The 16237-nt window shown below is 60.0% G+C and carries 19 protein-coding genes and 4 tRNA genes; 12 read left to right on the forward strand and 11 right to left on the reverse strand.

Features of this window, described 5'->3' with window-relative positions; translation table 11 throughout:
* Positions 1 to 406: transglutaminase-like domain-containing protein (locus FF124_RS16160; RefSeq protein ID WP_138749528.1), on the forward strand; the 406-nt coding region annotated here is incomplete at its 5' end.
* A gap of 26 nt (positions 407 to 432) precedes the next feature.
* On the opposite strand, the gene FF124_RS16165 is transcribed toward FF124_RS16160, so the two are convergent.
* The 3 genes from FF124_RS16165 to FF124_RS16170 all read right to left on the reverse strand — a co-directional run bounded on the left by FF124_RS16165 (position 433) and on the right by FF124_RS16170 (position 1508).
* Positions 433 to 687, reverse strand: coding sequence for a DUF1488 family protein (locus FF124_RS16165; RefSeq protein ID WP_187326976.1), 255 nt, complete (start codon positions 685 to 687; stop codon positions 433 to 435).
* A 149-nt stretch (positions 688 to 836) separates the two neighbouring features.
* On the reverse strand, positions 837 to 983 hold the full coding sequence (locus tag FF124_RS20610) for a hypothetical protein (protein ID WP_187326977.1): 147 nt from the start codon (positions 981 to 983) through the stop codon (positions 837 to 839).
* 132 nt (positions 984 to 1115) lie between these two features.
* Positions 1116 to 1508, reverse strand: coding sequence for a hypothetical protein (locus FF124_RS16170; protein WP_138749529.1), 393 nt, complete (start codon positions 1506 to 1508; stop codon positions 1116 to 1118).
* 502 nt (positions 1509 to 2010) lie between these two features.
* Here FF124_RS16170 and FF124_RS16175 point away from each other — a divergent pair.
* Positions 2011 to 2220: a cold-shock protein gene (locus tag FF124_RS16175; protein ID WP_138749530.1), complete on the forward strand. Its 210-nt coding sequence runs from the start codon at positions 2011 to 2013 to the stop codon at positions 2218 to 2220.
* A gap of 418 nt (positions 2221 to 2638) precedes the next feature.
* A complete protein-coding gene (locus tag FF124_RS16180) occupies positions 2639 to 2884 on the forward strand; it encodes a hypothetical protein (protein WP_138749531.1) in 246 nt (81 codons plus the stop codon).
* Between the two features lie 21 nt (positions 2885 to 2905).
* Here FF124_RS16180 and FF124_RS16185 read toward each other — a convergent pair.
* The 3 genes from FF124_RS16185 to FF124_RS16195 form a co-directional block, all read right to left on the reverse strand.
* Positions 2906 to 2982: transfer RNA gene (locus tag FF124_RS16185), tRNA-Pro, on the reverse strand.
* A gap of 66 nt (positions 2983 to 3048) precedes the next feature.
* Positions 3049 to 3528 carry a DUF192 domain-containing protein gene (locus FF124_RS16190; protein WP_138749532.1) on the reverse strand — a complete coding sequence of 160 codons (480 nt, stop codon included), beginning with the start codon at positions 3526 to 3528 and terminating at the stop codon, positions 3049 to 3051.
* Positions 3529 to 3680: 152 nt separating this feature from the next.
* Positions 3681 to 4259: a cold-shock protein gene (locus FF124_RS16195; protein WP_138749533.1), complete on the reverse strand. Its 579-nt coding sequence runs from the start codon at positions 4257 to 4259 to the stop codon at positions 3681 to 3683.
* Positions 4260 to 4423: 164 nt separating this feature from the next.
* Here FF124_RS16195 and FF124_RS16200 point away from each other — a divergent pair, with 164 nt between their 5' ends.
* The 5 genes from FF124_RS16200 (at position 4424) to FF124_RS16220 (ending at position 6132) form a co-directional block, all read left to right on the forward strand.
* The gene (locus FF124_RS16200; protein ID WP_138749534.1) at positions 4424 to 4864 is read left to right on the forward strand and encodes a VOC family protein; all 441 of its coding nucleotides are present in this window, start codon (positions 4424 to 4426) and stop codon (positions 4862 to 4864) included.
* Between the two features lie 166 nt (positions 4865 to 5030).
* Positions 5031 to 5105, forward strand: a tRNA-Glu gene (locus tag FF124_RS16205).
* A gap of 112 nt (positions 5106 to 5217) precedes the next feature.
* Positions 5218 to 5292: transfer RNA gene (locus FF124_RS16210), tRNA-Glu, on the forward strand.
* Between the two features lie 78 nt (positions 5293 to 5370).
* Positions 5371 to 5445: transfer RNA gene (locus tag FF124_RS16215), tRNA-Glu, on the forward strand.
* A 174-nt stretch (positions 5446 to 5619) separates the two neighbouring features.
* Positions 5620 to 6132: a DedA family protein gene (locus FF124_RS16220; protein ID WP_138749756.1), complete on the forward strand. Its 513-nt coding sequence runs from the start codon at positions 5620 to 5622 to the stop codon at positions 6130 to 6132.
* Positions 6133 to 6137: 5 nt separating this feature from the next.
* Here FF124_RS16220 and dgt read toward each other — a convergent pair whose 3' ends face one another.
* Positions 6138 to 7469, reverse strand: a complete 1332-nt coding sequence (dgt, locus tag FF124_RS16225; RefSeq protein ID WP_210237487.1) for a dGTP triphosphohydrolase — start codon at positions 7467 to 7469, stop codon at positions 6138 to 6140.
* Positions 7470 to 7508: 39 nt separating this feature from the next.
* A complete protein-coding gene (locus FF124_RS16230; protein WP_138749535.1) occupies positions 7509 to 8135 on the reverse strand; it encodes a J domain-containing protein in 627 nt (208 codons plus the stop codon).
* A gap of 459 nt (positions 8136 to 8594) precedes the next feature.
* Between FF124_RS16230 and FF124_RS16235 the strand changes: the two genes are divergently transcribed.
* The 3 genes from FF124_RS16235 to proX all read left to right on the forward strand — a co-directional run bounded on the left by FF124_RS16235 (position 8595) and on the right by proX (position 11893).
* The gene (locus FF124_RS16235) at positions 8595 to 9839 is read left to right on the forward strand and encodes a quaternary amine ABC transporter ATP-binding protein (protein WP_138749536.1); all 1245 of its coding nucleotides are present in this window, start codon (positions 8595 to 8597) and stop codon (positions 9837 to 9839) included.
* Between the two features lie 20 nt (positions 9840 to 9859).
* Positions 9860 to 10771, forward strand: coding sequence for an ABC transporter permease (locus FF124_RS16240; RefSeq protein WP_138749537.1), 912 nt, complete (start codon positions 9860 to 9862; stop codon positions 10769 to 10771).
* A gap of 114 nt (positions 10772 to 10885) precedes the next feature.
* Positions 10886 to 11893, forward strand: a complete 1008-nt coding sequence (gene proX / locus FF124_RS16245; protein ID WP_138749538.1) for a glycine betaine/L-proline ABC transporter substrate-binding protein ProX — start codon at positions 10886 to 10888, stop codon at positions 11891 to 11893.
* Between the two features lie 66 nt (positions 11894 to 11959).
* Here the strand turns inward: proX and FF124_RS16250 are convergent, their stop codons facing one another.
* Entirely contained in the window at positions 11960 to 13429 is a 1470-nt protein-coding gene (locus tag FF124_RS16250; RefSeq protein ID WP_210237488.1) for an MFS transporter, read from the reverse strand.
* Positions 13430 to 13729: 300 nt separating this feature from the next.
* Between FF124_RS16250 and FF124_RS16255 the strand changes: the two genes are divergently transcribed.
* Positions 13730 to 14134 carry a hemerythrin domain-containing protein gene (locus FF124_RS16255; RefSeq protein ID WP_138749539.1) on the forward strand — a complete coding sequence of 135 codons (405 nt, stop codon included), beginning with the start codon at positions 13730 to 13732 and terminating at the stop codon, positions 14132 to 14134.
* 19 nt (positions 14135 to 14153) lie between these two features.
* Here the strand turns inward: FF124_RS16255 and FF124_RS16260 are convergent, their stop codons facing one another.
* The gene (locus tag FF124_RS16260; RefSeq protein WP_138749540.1) at positions 14154 to 15080 is read right to left on the reverse strand and encodes a lipid A biosynthesis lauroyl acyltransferase; all 927 of its coding nucleotides are present in this window, start codon (positions 15078 to 15080) and stop codon (positions 14154 to 14156) included.
* A gap of 102 nt (positions 15081 to 15182) precedes the next feature.
* Positions 15183 to 16214, reverse strand: a complete 1032-nt coding sequence (locus tag FF124_RS16265) for a zinc-binding dehydrogenase (RefSeq protein ID WP_138749541.1) — start codon at positions 16212 to 16214, stop codon at positions 15183 to 15185.
* Between the last annotated feature and the right edge of the window lie 23 nt (positions 16215 to 16237).

The raw sequence follows: 16237 nt of genomic DNA on the forward strand, positions 1-16237 counted from the left end.
CGTGCAGGCGATCCTGGATTTCACCCATCAGCGGATCGCGTTCGACTATATGAAGGCCGACCCGTTCAGGACCGCCTTTGGTGGCTTCAGCGATGGCGTCGGCGTCTGCCGCGACTATGCCCACCTCGCCATCACGCTCTGCCGCTGCCTCAATATTCCGGCGCGCTATTGCACCGGCTATCTGGGCGACATCGGCGTGCCGAGGGATCCGAACCCGATGGATTTCAGTGCATGGATGGAAGTCTATCTCGGCGGTCGCTGGTATACCGTCGATGCGCGCCACAACAGCCCGCGCATCGGCCGCATCCTGATGGCGAGAGGCCGCGATGCAACCGATGTGGCGATGTCGACGGCCTTCGGCCCGGCCATTCTTCGCCAGTTCGATGTGGTTACCGAGGAAATCTGAACCGGCGGGGCGTGTAGAAAAAAGGCTCAGGTAACGTCAGAGGCCGTCAGGACATAGACCGCCTTGCGGCCTTTCAGGTAGATCCTGCGTGCTGCGTCGTAAATCGTCTCGCGCGCTGCATCGAAAGCGGCGAGATAGGGCTCTTCGCCATCGGCAGGATTGCTCAGAGCATCGGCCCTGGCGAAAAACATCACTTCGAACATGCCGTCATAGCCGGTAAAGCGAACACGTTTGCCCTTGTTGTCATAACTCCGGCTCTGATTGGGGAATTCGAGTGCCATGACCGAATAGATCCTTGAGATTGTGGCGAGAAATGCCACTGGTTTATGGAACAGGCTTGTAAGGTTCATTCTATCGTCACCAGAAACACCGACAGACCGGATTTTCTTGCCCGATCTGTCGTAGCGTCGGCCGGGGGCGGCGTGGCGGTTCAGCCTCTCGGCTTGCCGCGCGTCACATTGTTGTTGCCGGCATTTCTGACCAGTGAGCCGAGCGGCGGCGCCTCGATGGTTGCCGCGCTCTTTTCCTTCTTGGGTTTTCTGACTTCGCGATTGCTTCGCTTCTGACCTTTGGCCATCTGCAAACTCCATGTGTCCGGCGCGCTTCGTTGCGGTGGCGCCTCTTGCTTGCCGCTGGTAAATCCGGGTATTGCCCGTGATGAGAAAGCCGTTTCCGGCTGCCTCTTCGGCGGTTCATTCTCTGTGGTTTTTCATCCGACAAGCGCGGCGGCGCAGCCCGAGGCGGCGTCGCGACTTGCGTCATCGTCTCCCGGCATCGTGGCCCAGCCGCCATCTTCAATGAACTGACGCTGCTTGTAGGAGCTGTCGATGGCCTTCAGTTCGCTCATCTGCTGTGCTGAATCAGGCGCCGCCTTGAACCTCTGGACACAAATGACCGTTGCCAGTTCATCGCGGGAAAGCTCTCCGGCTTCGGCTACGAGGGATCTTGATGTGCCGCCTGTCACCCATCCGCCCCAGGTGAAGCCAATGGTGATCGTGACGATGGCGGTGATGATGCAAGCCCACACGAGTGTCGACTTTGCCGGGTGATAGGCTTTCCACCGTTCGCCGATGGATGACGCTTTATTGTTTTCTGCTGCCATGATGCCGATTCCTTCCGATTTGGGATGAATTGTCTGGTGTGATCGGCGGCAGCGCTCCCCGGCCGCTTCAGCGTAAATGGACGCGCTCTGTTGGCGTCGTGAGCCTGGGAAAGGCACCCCCAATTGCGCACATGCGCCATCATCGCCTCACAATGTGAGCGAAATCCTGAAGTGCTTTTTTACAGGCATTTTTTTCATGAGGCCGGGTTTAGCGGACCATGAAGTTACATATATCTATGATTGCGATTGAATAATAGGTCATAATGGTAATATTTTCATAATATTAATATTTTTATATTTTCGATTTTTCTTCGCAAAAACAAAAATCACGCCTTGATTTAAACATGAAAGAAGCGCATATGACGTCCATCGATCTTGTTTGACGAACTTTATTTTGCGCATAACGCTCTGGTGAAATTCCCATCAACATCGACTTTATCGCTCGGTTGCGACCATCGAGGCCATCCGGGCATTCTCTGTGATTGATTGAAAGGAAATCGTCATGAGCACTGGCACAGTGAAATTCTTCAACAGCACCAAGGGTTTTGGCTTCATCGAGGTCGAGGGCGGCGGCGCGGACGTATTCGTCCATATTTCCGCTGTCGAACGCTCCGGAATGAGCACGATCTCCGAAGGCCAGAAGCTGACCTTTGACGTCGTTGCTGACAGCAGGTCCGGCAAAAGCGCCGCGGAAAACCTGCGCGCTGCATAAAATAGCGTCTTTGCTTCCGTGACCACGGATGTACTGGCACGGAATATCAAGACGAGTGGATCGGCCGGGCAATGCGCTCGGCCTTTCTTGCTTTGAGCGTCCGCGCAAAGGCGGGGCGAACCTTTCGCGACAGATGATCGCGCGTCCGGGTCAAGCGCAGACGGGAGCCCGGAGAAGCCTTGGAAAGCAATACCGCGAGGGTTGAAATCGAACGGAACCATCGTTCATGGATCGCGCCGATTGCCCCCAACCGGCGTGCCAGCCCGCTCCGAAGGACGAACGAGAGCGCCGTCACGGTATTCCCTTTTCGTCGCTTCGTGGGCGCTGCTGGCACTGGCTGTCGTGAACGGCCACTGGCGGGCGCTGTTACTGACGGTTTTCGCGGCCGGTTTTTCTGTTTGCCCGTTTGTCCTGCAGCATGATCGCGACCAAAATGCGCCGCGCAGGCATCGTGCTCTCACGCGAGCAGCGATCGAAATGGCTGAGCCACGTTGTCGCCGAGCGGTCCAGAACCACAGACTGGTATGAAAAATGCGAACCCGACTATCTCGAAGAGCCGATGCGCGCCACCGAGATGATCCTCCAGAAACTGCAGAATCACACCCACAAGAGCCTGATTGCGCCACAATGCAGGCTCCGCGCAATCGCGGCACCAGATAAATAACAATGATTTCAATTGGTTGAATGGTCGGAGTGGAGAGATTCGAACTCCCGACCCTCTGGTCCCAAACCAGATGCGCTACCAGGCTGCGCTACACTCCGACTGCGGCCCGGATACACTGAAGGCCCTGCCACCGCAACAGGAAAATGGCTTTTGCCAATGCGCCGTCAATATGAAAGCGCCGGTCCACTGACGCGGTCGCCCGGCCTGAGGCCATAAGTCGCCGCTTCGCCCCCGCCAATCTCCAGAACATAGCGCACGGGTTCATCGGAAGTAATGATCGCTTTTGATTCCGGTACGGCGTTTTCGTGAAAGCCCGAGACCCGGCCATCCGCGCTGATGAAGACCATGTCGAGCGGGATCAGTGTGTTGGCCATCCACATCGAGGCCGGACGGTCGACGCCGAGATCGAAGATCATGCCGTGATCCCGGGCAAGCTCGGTTCTGAACATCAGCCCGCGCTGTCGCTGCAGCGGGTCTTTCGCGACTTCGACGACAATCGGATAGTCGCCGGTTTTGGTGTGGAGCGTCAGCTGCGAGACGGGAAAGCGGACGGCAGCGCTTTGGGCCAAGACCATGCCGGACGCAAGCAGAGCGAAAAGCCCGACCAGCGCGGCGAGTGCCCTTTTGCCGAGGAAGCGTGTCATCAAGGTCCTCTCAAAGGTTTCTCACGAAAGCCGGCTTCACGGAGCACAGCCGCCTTCGCGAAGAGACACTAGCACTGCAGGCAGCAAACCAAAAAGCCCGCAATGTCAGGATTGCATGACCACGCATCCGGGCGTACCGCAAGACAACGCCTTCAGTGGGTCTGTCGGTTGGAAGCCGGCATGTCGGGATGGACCTCGGCGGCCATCAGCCCCTTCGGGCCCTCGCCGAAGCGCACCAGCACGCTCTGGCCGGGCACAAGTTCGGTAATGCCGTAGCGCCTCAATGTTTCCATGTGCACGAAGATATCCTCCGTCCCCTCGCCGCGGGTCAGGAAACCGAAACCCTTCTCGCGGTTGAACCACTTGACCAGAACGCGCTCGAGCCCGCTCGACGGCTCAACCTGGACATGGGTCTTGACCGGCGGAAGCTGCGAAGGGTGAACTGCCGTCGACTGGTCCATGGAAAGGATACGGAAGGCCTGAAGGCCGCGCTCGCGTTTCTGCACCAGCGCCACCACGCGGGTGCCTTCCAGGATCGTCTGATAACCGTCCCGCCTCAGACAGGTGACATGCAGGAGAATATCCTCCATGCCATTGTCCGGCACGACGAAGCCGAAACCCTTGCCGACATCGAACCACTTCACGAAACCGGTGACCTCCAGCAGTTCACCGGTCTCCGTGCCCGCCTCTTCTCCGGCCGAGTATCGTTCTGCCTCAGACCTTTCGGCCATGCCGCCCCGCTCCTTGAAAAAACCCGGCTGCGAATTAACTGATTCTTGTCATAAGAATAACATTCAAACTGCGGGTTCCCGCAAGTTCTAAACGCAAAACGCGTCCATACGGGTCCCGTCCCCATCGAATAGCTCACCGCCGAACACACAACAGGGAAGAGAACATGCATTACCTCCACACAATGGTCCGCATTACGGACATCGACGCATCGCTGCGCTTCTACCGCGAACTGATGGGCCTCAAGGAAGTGCGCCGCATCGACAACGACAAGGGCCGGTTCACGCTGATCTTCCTCGCCGCGCCGAAGGATCTGGAAAACGGCGACGGCGAACATGTGCCGAAGCTGGAGCTGACCTATAACTGGGATCCGGAAGAGTATACCGGCGGGCGCAATTTCGGCCACCTCGCCTATCGCGTCGAGAACATCTATGATTTCTGTCAGAAGCTTTCGGACGCGGGCGTGATCATCAACCGTCCGCCGCGCGATGGCAACATGGCCTTCGTCCGTTCGCCCGACGGCATCTCGATCGAGATTCTTCAGGAAGGCGATCCGCTGGAGCCGAAAGAACCCTGGGCATCGATGCCGAACACGGGCAGCTGGTAGAGGGCTTCAGAGCCGCGCTGAAACGCGCGGCATCTTCTCATTAAAATCAAACAGTTATGCGCAAGCTTGGATGACCGTTTTCAACATGTCGTTTTTTTGAAGAAATCGCTGTTTTACGCTTGCAGCAATTCTATTGCCTGATTATAAGGGCGCCCAGCGAACGCACGCGCCCTTCGTCTATCGGTTAGGACGCCAGATTTTCATTCTGGAAAGAGGGGTTCGATTCCCCTAGGGCGTGCCATTCGCGCACGGTCGGAAGATCGTGTTGCAATGGGTCCGAAGGTTTGTTTCGGATGACGTGTTTTCGCCGACCGGCGGGATTGCCTGAAGCGATTTCGCCAAACATGAGATGCGCGCCCTTCGTCTATCGGTTAGGACGCCAGATTTTCATTCTGGAAAGAGGGGTTCGATTCCCCTAGGGCGTGCCACTCATTTTCTGCCTGACGGCAACCACCCCTGTGATACAGAGATGGCGACCGCCAACACATGCCGCATGTCCCGTGCATGCGCCCTTCGTCTATCGGTTAGGACGCCAGATTCTCATTCTGGAAAGAGGGGTTCGATTCCCCTAGGGCGTACCAGTTATCCACAACTCTGTTCCCCTCTCCCTCTTCGCCTGTCCCGATGCGGCCTCCTTGACGCCCATCTTCGTCCGCCCTTTATTAGCAAAGCACAATAAGTTACTGGAGGCTTTCCAAAGCAGCGAGGACGTCTTCCCGGAACGAGGAACGGGCATGCATCTCATCCACGAATCGATCGCGCTGATCGAACCCTATCTGCGTCACTATGGCGTGGCGGCGCTGTTCGTCATCGTCTATCTGGAATCGCTCGGCGCGCCGCTGCCCGGCGAAAGCGCCGTCATTGGCGCCTCGCTGCTGGCGTCCGGCGGCCAACTGCCGATCGAGGGCGTGTTTCTGGCAGTGTTCATCGGCGCCGTGCTCGGCGACAATACGGGCTATGCGATCGGCCGCTACGGCGGGCGCAGCCTCGTCGAGCGCTATGGCCGCTATATCGGCTTCACGCACCAGAGGCGGGAATGGATCGAGGGGCTCTACGACAAACATGGGACGGCGGTCGTCGTCGGCGCGCGTTTCGTGGTCATTCTGAGACAGCTTAACGGGATTGTTGCCGGCATGATGGCGATGGCATGGCGCCCTTTCCTGCTGGCAAACATCGCCGGCGCCCTGTTGTGGACCAGCGTCTGGACCGCAGCGCCCTTCGTTTTCGGCGATTTCTTCGCCGCGCATTTCCACGACCTGATGAAGTAGCCGGCTCAGCCGCGCATGATCCGGTCGATCTTGACCGCATAGCGGTCAGTCATCCCCGACACATAGTCGGCCATCGTATGCAGCGCGGAATAGGGGTCGCGCGCATGTCGAAGGTCGATGCCGAGGGCGCGCTGCAACTGACGGGGATAGCCGTCAATCCGGTCTTCGTCGAAATCCGCTTCGGCAAGCGCTTCCAGAACGGGCAGGACGCCGTCCAGAATGCGGTGCACCAGATTGCGCCCCATCACCTCCAGTTCCGTCTTGCGCGGAGACGTAAAGATCCGCTCGCTGGCAAGAGCCTCAATCGTGGCGAAGGCTTCTGCCTGCGCCGAGGCGCTGACGAGCGCACCGGCGAACTGACCGCTCATGATCGCATCGTAGTTCTCGGCAAAGGCCGTGCTGCATGCCTCGAAGGCCCTGTTGATCGCGACTGCCCTCAAAACTGCGATTTTTTCCTGGGGCGTGTCGCCGCGATCATCCTTCGGCGAAAATCCGGTGACGGCGGAAAGCAGTGGAGCAACGTCGCCATAACCAAGATCGCCGGTCGTAAAGGCATCCTCAAGATCGAGAATATTGTAACAGATGTCGTCGGCCGCCTCGACCAGATAGACCAGCGGATGGCGTCGCCACCAACTTGCCGACGCATCGCCGGCAAGAAGCCCGGTTCTGGCGGCGACGGTCTCCAGCGCCTCGCGCTCGGCCTCGAACACGCCGAATTTCTTCAGGCCGCTGTCGCGCGCTTCGATCGTCTGGCGGGTCCGGGCCGTCACCGGATATTTGAGGAAGGCGCCCAGCGTGCCATGGGTGAGCCGCATGCCGCCGCGCCGATGCATCTCCAGCCCGGCAATGATGCGGAAGCCCTGGGCGTTGCCCTCGAAGGCTTCGAATTCCTCGGCAAAACAGGCTTCGCGGTCGGCAAAGAGCCCCTCGCCCCGGTCGAACCTTTCGGCAAACCAGGCGCCGATCGCCGCCTCGCCGGAATGACCGAAGGGCGGATTGCCGATGTCATGCGCGAGACAGGCCGCATGGACGAGACCGGCGACGATTGCCTGTCCGCCCTTTGCCACCTTGCCTTCCTGTTCCAGCCACCAGCCGACCTCGAGCCCAAGGGAACGACCGACGCTTGCCGTCTCGACGGAATGGATCAGGCGGTGATGGATATGATCATTGTCGTAGAGCGGATGAACCTGCGTCTTGTTGGCGAGCCGCCGGAAGGGCGCCGAGAAGGTGATGCGGTCGGCATCCTGGTCATAGGCGGGGCGGCGGGGTTTGTCCGACGAGGAGACCAGGAACAACCGTTCGAGATCGAGCAGTTTCGACCATTCCATCGTCGTCATGCGATTTTCCTTGCTTTCACGGCCACGTTGCAGCCTTCGCTATTCGGCTGCCTTGCCGTCGGTGTCCGCGTCAAGCGCGTCGTCTGCCTCTTCGTCGCGTTCAAGCTCGTAGGCATAGCCCTCGAGCATGGTATAGGCCTGCTCGATCGCCTCGATCTGGTCCTCGGCATTGCGGATCGCCTCGCCGATCGACTCGCTTCTGGCGCGCAGCATGGAGCCGAGCACGTCAGTCGCAGAACTGTCGCGCTTGCGGCGGCCGAGCCGGTCCATATGTTTGCGGACCCGCGCGCGATGCCGCTCGAGCTCGAGGATGTGAAAGCGGCTCTTGAGGATATCGTCGGAGAGCTTGCGACGCATTGCCGCAACCGGATCAAAACTGCCGGGTTCGCGATCGTCGAGGATCATCTCATTGACCAGCGGCTCCAGCAGCATCAGTCCCTTGAGGTCCTTCGGGTCGGCAAGCTCAGGATCATAGCCGGTATCATCAAACACCTTGCGCCGGACGGGGTCCTTCAACAGGTCGTAGGACGCCTGCAGACGGGCGAAACGCTCCTCGTCGCCGCCGCTGTCAGGATGGGCTTCCTTGGCCAGACGACGATAGGCCGCCCGCACGGTCTTCTCGTCGCAATCATGGTCTACGCCAAGCACTTCATAGGGGTCGATCAAGATGCTACCCGTCTCGCCGTGTCGATCAAACTCCCCCTTGAACTACTCTGCCATCGTCGCCGGTTCAAGCCGAAAGCCGGCCTGCCCGGCGCCCCTTCCCCTTGAATTGGCGAAAATCACCCTATTTCCATGACATGATTGAATGCATGACACTTCGGCGCCGGAAATTTGACATTCCACTGCCATAATTCTACACAGCGGAGGCCGCTCGATCGTTGAATTGACAATAGATAAGGTGGCCTTGTCGGGCTCTCTTGAGCCCTGGGGTATCGCGGACATTCGCCGGGTCGGTTCTGCCGAACCTGCGCTTTCGCTCGTATGCGAGAGACATGTCCGGATGGATGCGAACGTCGCTTCCAGAGCCCCTTTTGCGTGGCGCGCGCGGGCCGCGCGCAGGCACAACCGAAGATCGGACGCCTCAGGGACCCTCATTCCCCTGTTGCCGAGTAAGGAAGAGGTATGACTGTCAAACTGACCGCGAAAAACATTTCCAAGCTTTTCAACGATGACAGCGGCGAAGGGGCACGTCGCCTCGCCGCCGGCGAGAGCAAGGAAGAAATCTTCAAGGCCACCGGCGTTACCGTTGGCATCGACAATGTGAGTTTCGATGTTCAGGAAGGCGAGATCTTCGTCATCATGGGCCTTTCGGGCTCCGGTAAGTCCACCATCGTGCGCACGCTGAACGGCCTGATCCCGCCGACATCCGGCTCGATCATGATCGATGACGTCGACGTCGCCAATTGCAGCAAGGAAGCGCTGAGGGATGTACGCAGACAGAAAATCACTATGGTTTTCCAGCACTTTGCGCTGTTTCCTCATAAAACGATTATAGACAATGTTGCTTTCGGCCTCAAACTGAAGGGTGTCGGCAAGGAAGAGCGCCACAAACAGGCGCTGGCCTCGCTCGCCAAGGTCGGGCTTGATGCCTACGCCAACAGCTATCCGAGCCAGCTCTCCGGCGGCATGCAGCAGCGCGTGGGCCTTGCCCGCGGGCTGGCCAATGATCCGGAAATCCTGCTGATGGACGAACCCTTCGGCGCGCTCGACCCGCTGATCCGCCGCGAAATGCAGGACGAATTGATCGTTCTTCAAAAAGAACTGAAGAAGACCATCATCTTCATCACCCACGACCTCAACGAGGCGATGATCCTCGGCGACCGGATCGCCATCATGAAGGACGGCGCTTTCGTGCAGGTGGGCACCGCCCAGGAAATCGTCTCGCAGCCGGCCGACGACTATGTCCGCGCCTTCGTTTCCGATATCGACCGAAGCCGCGTCTTCAAGGTGTCCGATATTTCCAGTGACGCCGCCTGGGTTAAGGTCGACGCCACTGCGCGCGATGCACTTCGCGTCATGGACAAGGCCAAGACGGACCTCGCCTATGTGGTGGAACGCGGCGTGCCCGTTGGCCTTCTGATGCGCTCGGATGCGCTTGAATGTCCGCGTGACACGCCCGTGCGTGACGTCATGTTTGCCGAGCCGCCGACCGTCCCGGAAGAGGCGTACCTCAATGAGGTCTATTCGGCTGCACAGGGCGGCGTTCCCATGGCCGTAACCGACGATGACGGCAAGCTTGTCGGCGTGGTCTCGCAGGACCAGATCTTCGAGCAGCTTGCCGCCGAGCCGGAAGAGCCCGAAGCGGAGACTGAAGAGTCCGACGCAGAGAAAAACAAACCGGCTGCAAGCCAGCCGGCTTCGGAATAAGCCGACAGGAGACCAGAGATTTGCTAGATCCATCGCAGTATTTCACGATCCCGTTCGACACGTGGGTCAATGACTTCGTCCGCGGCTTCCTCGTCCCGAATTTCCGGCCGTTTTTCCGCGCGCTTCAGGTGCCGGTCAACCAGGTTCTGATGGCGCTCGACACCTTCCTCGCTTGGGTGCCGATGCTGGCGATGACCGCCATCTTCGCGCTTCTTGCCTGGCGCATCGTCGGCCGGACCATGGCGCTGGTGACGATTTTCGGGTTTCTGTTCGTCGACCTGATCGGCCTTTGGCCGGAGACAATGACCACGCTCGCCATGATCCTTACATCGGTGTTTTTTTGTACCATCATCGGCGTGCCGGTCGGTATTCTCGTTGCCCGCAGCGACATGCTGTGGCGCATCGTCCGGCCGATCCTCGACGTGATGCAGACCGTGCCGAGCTTCGTCTATCTGGTGCCGATCGTGATGCTCTTCGGCGTCGGCATGGCGCCGGGCATCATCGCAACCATCATCTTTGCCCTTCCTCCGATCATCCGCATGACCAATCTCGGCATCCGCAACGTGCGCACCGACCTGATCGAGGCATCGGAGGCTTTCGGCGCGAATTACACGCAGACGCTGATCGAGGTTCAGCTGCCGCTTGCCATGCGCACCATCATGGCGGGGTTGAATCAGACCCTGATGCTCGCCATGTCAATGGTTGTCATCGCAGCGCTCATTGGCGCGGGCGGCCTAGGACAGGTTGTCAACACCGGTCTCGGCCGACTTGATGTGGGCGGCGCGACCGCCGGCGGCGTCGGCATCGTGGTTCTGGCCATCGTGCTCGACCGCATCACCCAGGGCCTCGTAGAGCCTTCCGATCCCAACCGGATGACCTTCCGTCAGGCGTTGGGAACACTCTTCAGCGGCCAGAAAAAGGCCGCCGAATAAGCACGAGGGCGGCCCGAGGGCCGCTTTCAAGGGATCTCCGATCCCGTAGCCAAGGCGACGCGCCTGCCTCCCCGCAGGCGAGACGCCGCAACACGTAGAAACGGAGAAACACTCATGAACAACAATCTCAGCAAGCTCACCGCTGCCCTGATGATCGGCGCGGCCAGCCTTGTGCCGGCCACTGCCGCCTTCGCTCAGGAGCCCGGCGACGGCAAGACCATCCGCATGGCCCAGGCCGATTGGGATACCGGCTGGTTCCAGGCCGAAATCTACAAGCAGATGTTCGAGGACCTCGGCTACACGGTGACCGGCCCCATGACGCTCGGCGCCTCGGCCTTCTATCAGGCCGTTTCGCAGGGCGACGTCGACCTCTGGGTCAACGGCTGGTTCCCTCTGCACCGCACCTATGAGTCGACCTTCGAGGGCAAGGCCAAGGTTGACGGCGCGGTTGCCAAGGGCGGCGCGCTGCAGGGTTATCTGGTCGACAAGGCCGCCATCGATGAGTTCGACATCAAGACGCTTGACGATTTCAAGCGCGACGAAGTCAAGAAAGCCTTCGACCGCAATGGTGACGGCAAGGCTGATCTCGTAGCCTGCCCGCCGGGCTGGGGTTGCGAGCTGACGATTTCCAAGCACATGGAAGAGTTCGACCTCGGTGACGACATCAACCCGATCAAGGCCGGCTATTCCGCCTCGATGGCCGATGCGATCGCCGCCTACCAGAACGGCGAGCACATTCTGTTCTACACCTGGACCCCGAACTGGACTGTTGACCAGCTTTCGCCGGGCAAGGACGTGATGTGGATCGAAGTACCGCAAAAGGAAGGCGTCGACCTGCCGGCTCCGGCCAAGGGTCTTAAGACCTGCGTTGCCGATCCGTGCTACATGGGCTTTGTCGCCAACGACATCGTTCCGGTCGTCAACGATGAATTCCTCGCGGACAATCCGGCTGTCGATGCACTCCTGAAGGAAGTATCGATCCCGCTGCCGGATATCTTCGCGCAGAACTCGGCCATGAACAATGGCGACGACGACGTGCAGGCCCAGGCCACCAAGTGGATCAAGGACAACCAGGACGAGGTGAACTCCTGGCTTGAAGCCGCCCGCGCCGCTGCCAACTGAGTTTGAGGCAGACAATTGAACGGACTGAACCCGGCCCTGGCGACAGGGCCGGGTTTTTCTGTCGCGTCAGCGGCCGTCGAGGCTGATGCCGCGCGTTTCGATACGGAAGAAGAAGGTTACCACCGCGCCGATCAGCGAGGTTACGACCAGGCCGTAGAGCAGCGCCGTGGTGCCGATATCGACCAGCAGAACCGGAAACAGGAAGGCCGTCATGCAGGCGCCGATCTTGGCGAAGGAGGCGGCAAAGCCCGCACCCGTGCCGCGGATGTGGGTCGGAAACACCTCTCCCGCGATCAGGTAGGTCTGGGCGTTCGGCCCGAGATTGGTCATGAAGTTGAACAGCATGAAGCCGGTGAAGATCAGAGCCGTTTGCGTCGCGCCCGAATAGCTGCCTGCCTGCGCGGCGATGAACAGGCCGACGGCGCAGCCGATGAAACCGAAGACCTGCAGGCGGATACGGCCGATGCGGTCGGCAAGCAGCACGGCGCCGATAATGCCGACCAGAAGCAGAAGGTCGAGCAGCGCCGTTCCCTTGGCGGCGATCAGGTCGTTGTTCACCAGATCGGCGACATTGCGGACATGTTCGGTCTTGTGACCGACGGTCGCGGCCAGGATGGTGGGGGTGAAGATGCCGATGCCATAGGTACCGAGATCCTGCAGGAACCACGGAACGGAGGACAGGATCAGCGGCCGCAGATTGTGCCTCTGGAACAGCGCGCGATAGCCGGTCAACTTCTTGCGCGCGAGTTCCGGAGGCTCCGAGACACTGACCTTGGTCGGATAGGCCGGCACCCTTTTCAGCAGTTTCTGCAGCTCCGACTCGGCCTCCTTGCCGCGGCCGTGGACGGCGAGCCAATGCGGGCTTTCCGGTATGAAGAACCGGCCAATGAACACCGCGAGCGCCGGAATGATCGCCACGCCGTACATCCACCGCCAGGCGCCGATCGAAGGATCGAGGGTCAGGATGATATAGCCGAGAAGCGTGCCGAAGATGGCGCCGACCGCCTGGAAGCCGAATGCCGAGAGCACCAGCCCGCCGCGCGTCTTCGACGGTGTGCTTTCAGAAATCACCAGATGCGCCGTGGGATAGTCACAGCCGAGCGCCAGCCCCATGCCGAACAGGCAAACGATCAGCCAGGCAAAGCTCTGGGTAAAGATGATGGCCGTGAGAAAGGCTATGAAAAGCCCGAGTTCCATGATGAAGACGCGCTTGCGGCCGAACCGGTCGGCAAGCCCGCCAAGCGCGCTCGCGCCGATCAGGATGCCGAACAATGATGCCGAGCCGACCATACCGTGCTGCGTTGCATTCAGGCCGAACTCCGATGCGATCAGCGGCATGGCGACGCCCGTCATGAACACCACCAGCCCTTCGAAGAACTTGCCCGCGACCGACAGCCACCAGATCAGCCATTGCGTACCGGTCATCTTCGGCGGCGGCGCCTCGGTCCCGTCGACCCAATAGGGACGTTCGTCGATATAGAACTGAACACTCCTTGCCCTATCGAGCCGAGCCTGGTCAGTCGACATCTCGTTCATGGAAATTCCTCTCGGGTTACTCATAGACCTTTTACGGGAATGACATAACCGCTGCACTTGTGGGTTTCATGACAATTGCACGACTTCTTCCCGTCAGCAATGCAACCAAGTCGTGCTGCCATCGACCGAACGCGGCCATTCTTGACCTAAGTCAATGAAGATGAGGGGCATTTGTCCGCAAATGGCACCATGAACGGTCGATTCAGCAGGGAGGAACGCATGACGGCCGAAACCCTCGCGACTGATTGCTTGGACACTCAATTGACCCAGCCGATACTTGACACAAATAGCGCGGCGGGCATGGCGCTCAGTTCCGCCCACGCCTCGATCCGGCGCCTTTGCGAGGCACTGGAAGACGTTGCCGATTCGCTCCCCGCCAATGTCAATCGCAGCGATTGTCGACGGCTGGCCGATGATCTGGTGCCTGCGCTCAAGGCCGCGCAGGAAGCGGAAGAAATGCAGGTTTTTCCGGCCATCCGCCGGGCGGCCAGCGGGCGCAATGCGGCCGAAGCGCTCGACCGCCTGGCCTACGAGCATTTTGAGGACCTGTGCTTTGCCGAAGAGGTCACGGACGTATTGCGACGCCTTTCGATCGGCGACACCGTCAATACCGAAGCCGTCGGCTACATGCTGCGCGGCCTTTTCGGCGCGCTCAGACGTCACCTCTCCTTCGAGCAGGAGCTTGCCGCCAGCCGCCTGAGGTAATCGGGCGGCTCCGGCTCATCTATCGCTTACGGCGCGCCCAGCGATCATGATACCAGAGCCATTGCTCCGGATATTCGCGCACCCAGCTTTCCACCTTGTCGTTCAGCGCCTGGGCTGTCGCAGCTACGTCCACCGCGCCCTTTTCCGTCCGGGGAAGCGGCATCTCCTCTTCGAGCTCAAGGCGAAAACGGTTGTCCGGCAGCCTGATGCAGCGGGCAGGAAAGATCTTGCAGTCGAACTGGCGCGCAAGCTTGGCCAGAAGCGGGTTGGTCCGCACTTCCTGGCCGAAATAGGACGACGGCGAGCCGCGCTTGAACTTCTGGTCGACAAGAACGCCGACCCCCCTGCCCGCATCGAGCGCGCTGGCGAGCGCGAAGGCGGAGCCCGCATGAGACGGCACGAGTTCGCCCATGCGCTTGCGGCGAAAGCGGAAGACCTTCTCGGCGATATAGGGATTGTTCGGCGGACGAAAGAGAACCGAGACGTTGAGCCCGAAAGATGCGGCCGCCACCGGAAGCAGCTCGAAATTCGCAGTATGTGCCGTGAACACGATGAACGGCTTGTCGAGCGCCAGAAGATCCATGAAACGTTCCACGCCCGCCACTTCGATCCGCCCCGCGTCTGGCTTTTCCGGATCGAAATCGAAAAGCTCGTCAAGAAACACATATTCCGCCGCCAGTCGGCCGATATGGCCCCAGCTGGCAAGCGCGATCCGCTCGACTTCTGCCTCCTCCATTTCGGGAAAGGCACAGCGCAGGTTTTCAAGCACCAGCTTGTGCCGGCCGGTATAAGGCCCGATCTTGCGCATCGCCCAATCGGCAAACCGGATCGAACCATCCGCCGGGAAGAGCTTCATCACGGAAAGCAGGCCGAACACCAGATAGGCAATCAGCCATTGCTGGAACTGCCGGGCTTTGAGAACGATGCGGGTGACGAAGGACTTCACGGGAACCAGATCCAGAATCGAGTGCGGGCAGCGCGAGTAAACCGCGCTGCCCGCCTTTTAACGAGGATTTTCGTTTAGGCCAAGCTTAACAACGCCTGCCGCTCAGTCTCCGATTTGGAGCACGATCTTGCCGAAGACCTGTCGGCTTTCCATCCGTTCCAGCGCCTTGTCGATGCCGTCGAAATCGACCAGCGTATCGATGACCGGGTGCACGATACCCTGCGCCATCTTCTGCATGGCGTCCGCCATGTTCTCCATGCGGCAGCCGAAGGAGCCGAAGAATTTGAGCTGCTGCTGGAACAGCATCATCAGGTTGACATTGGTGGAAACGCCCGAGGTCGAACCGCAGGTCACAAGGCGGCCGCCGCGCTTCATCGACAGCATGGATCCGGCCCAGGTTTCCGCGCCGACATGTTCGAAGACGACGTCGACGCCCTTCTTCTTCGTCAACTTGCGGACGACGCCCTCGAAGCGATCCTCGCGGTAATTGATCACATGGTCGGCGCCAAGCGCGCGCGCCTTTTCCATCTTGTCTTCCGAACCAACGGTGGTGATCACCGTGCAGCCCATCTTCTTCGCAAGCTGGATTGCCGCCGAGCCGATGCCCGAACCGCCGGCATGCACCAGGATGGTCTCGCCCGGCTGGAGCTTCGCATTGTCGAACAGCATGTGCTCGACCGTGCCGAAGGTGACGGGCGCCAGCGCTGCGGCAACGGCGTCAATACCGGGCGGCGCAACGACAAGCTGGCGGGCGGGAATGTTGATCCTGTCCTGGGCGAAGCCGTCGAGATGGAAACCATGGACGCCGCCCACATGTTCGCACAGATTGTCCCGGCCCTCACGGCAGGCCTTGCAACGCCCGCAGACCCGCGCGCCATAGATCGAGACCAGATCGCCCGGCAGAACATTGGAAACGCCGGGCCCGATCGCTTCGACAATGGCGGAGGCCTCCGCGCCGATGGTGAGCGGCAGCTTGCGCTTGGCAAAGGCCATGCCGCGCCAGCCCCAGACATCGATATGGTTGAGCGCCACCGCCTTCGGCCGCAGCGTAACCTCGCCCGGACCGGGCGCTTCCGGCTCGGCAACGTCCATAAGCTCGATCTTGCGGTCATCTGTCAGCTGCAATGCGCGCATGGGTCATTCCTTCAACATTTCGA

This window comes from Martelella lutilitoris, from assembly GCF_005924265.1.
GTDB classification, from domain to species: domain Bacteria; phylum Pseudomonadota; class Alphaproteobacteria; order Rhizobiales; family Rhizobiaceae; genus Martelella; species Martelella lutilitoris.

Bases quoted from the DNA above. Each gene is read 5' to 3' on its own strand.
- FF124_RS16165 (WP_187326976.1), bottom strand. From the start codon at position 687: ATGGCACTCGAATTCCCCAATCAGAGCCGGAGTTATGACAACAAGGGC.
- FF124_RS20610 (WP_187326977.1), bottom strand. From the start codon at position 983: ATGGCCAAAGGTCAGAAGCGAAGCAATCGCGAAGTCAGAAAACCCAAG.
- FF124_RS16170 (WP_138749529.1), bottom strand. From the start codon at position 1,508: ATGGCAGCAGAAAACAATAAAGCGTCATCCATCGGCGAACGGTGGAAA.
- FF124_RS16175 (WP_138749530.1), top strand. From the start codon at position 2,011: ATGAGCACTGGCACAGTGAAATTCTTCAACAGCACCAAGGGTTTTGGC.
- FF124_RS16180 (WP_138749531.1), top strand. From the start codon at position 2,639: ATGATCGCGACCAAAATGCGCCGCGCAGGCATCGTGCTCTCACGCGAG.
- FF124_RS16190 (WP_138749532.1), bottom strand. From the start codon at position 3,528: ATGACACGCTTCCTCGGCAAAAGGGCACTCGCCGCGCTGGTCGGGCTT.
- FF124_RS16195 (WP_138749533.1), bottom strand. From the start codon at position 4,259: ATGGCCGAAAGGTCTGAGGCAGAACGATACTCGGCCGGAGAAGAGGCG.
- FF124_RS16200 (WP_138749534.1), top strand. From the start codon at position 4,424: ATGCATTACCTCCACACAATGGTCCGCATTACGGACATCGACGCATCG.
- dgt (WP_210237487.1), bottom strand. From the start codon at position 7,469: ATGACGACGATGGAATGGTCGAAACTGCTCGATCTCGAACGGTTGTTC.
- FF124_RS16235 (WP_138749536.1), top strand. From the start codon at position 8,595: ATGACTGTCAAACTGACCGCGAAAAACATTTCCAAGCTTTTCAACGAT.
- proX (WP_138749538.1), top strand. From the start codon at position 10,886: ATGAACAACAATCTCAGCAAGCTCACCGCTGCCCTGATGATCGGCGCG.
- FF124_RS16250 (WP_210237488.1), bottom strand. From the start codon at position 13,429: ATGAACGAGATGTCGACTGACCAGGCTCGGCTCGATAGGGCAAGGAGT.
- FF124_RS16255 (WP_138749539.1), top strand. From the start codon at position 13,730: ATGGCGCTCAGTTCCGCCCACGCCTCGATCCGGCGCCTTTGCGAGGCA.
- FF124_RS16265 (WP_138749541.1), bottom strand. From the start codon at position 16,214: ATGCGCGCATTGCAGCTGACAGATGACCGCAAGATCGAGCTTATGGAC.